Source organism: Janthinobacterium rivuli, from assembly GCF_009208735.1.
Classification (GTDB): Bacteria; Pseudomonadota; Gammaproteobacteria; order Burkholderiales; family Burkholderiaceae_D; genus Janthinobacterium.
In genome coordinates, this window is the sequence record NZ_WFLJ01000050.1 from 1 (window position 1) to 862 (window position 862).

1 protein-coding gene is annotated in these 862 nt (G+C 75.1%); it reads left to right on the plus strand.

Translation table 11 applies throughout. The features are described from left to right. Positions 1–862, plus strand: an 862-nt coding sequence (locus GCN78_RS29515) for a hypothetical protein (RefSeq protein ID WP_193316908.1), incomplete at both ends; no start/stop codon positions are given.

Sequence of the window (862 nt, forward strand, 5' to 3'; positions counted from 1 at the left end):
GTGGCAGCCATCTCGGCCGCCGCCACGCAGCACGCGCAAGCGGACGATATCGCCGCCGCAGCGGCAGCCCTCACGGCCTCCATCTCGCTGGCCGCCACGCAGGCCGCCCAGGCCGCCGATGCGGCCGTCGGCACGACCGCGGCAGCGGCGGCGAGCGCACTGGCCGCGCTGAACCAGGCCCTGGCGGACGACAACGCCGCCGCCGCTGCGAGCGCGGCGGCCAGCAGTGCCCAAACCGCCCTCACCAACGCCACCAACGCGCTGAACGCGGCAATCCTGGCGGCCAGCGCCTCGCTCGCCGCCACGAATGCGGCCCTGGCCGACGACGCCACGGCGGCAAGCACGGCCGCCGCCGCGGCAGCGGCGCAAGTCCTGGCCGACGCCGCGCTGCTCGCCGATGCCGGCCTGGCGGCCCTTGCCACGGCAGCCAATAACGCACTGAACGCCGCCAGCGCGGCGCTGGCGGCCGACGATGCGGCCGCCAATGCCGCGCACACGGCAGCGCTTTCGGCGGCCGCCACCCTGGCGGCGCAACTGGCCGACACGGCAGCACTCAACGCGCATGCGGCGCTCAATGCGGCCATCGCCAACCTGAACGCGGCGGTTACGGCCGATACCAACGCCCTGGACGCCGACAATGACAAGACGCTCAAGCTGAACCTCCTCGTCTCCGCGCAAAATGCGTCCGATGCGGCGGCCCAGGCCAATGCCAATGCCGCCGCCGCCCATGCGGCGCTGGCGGCGGCCCAGGCCGACGATGCGGCGGCCGTCACCGCCGCCAACAATGCTGCTGCCGCGCATGCGGCGGCGGTCGCGGCGCAGAACGCCGATGCCGCCGCGGCAACGGCGGCGGCGCAAGCGG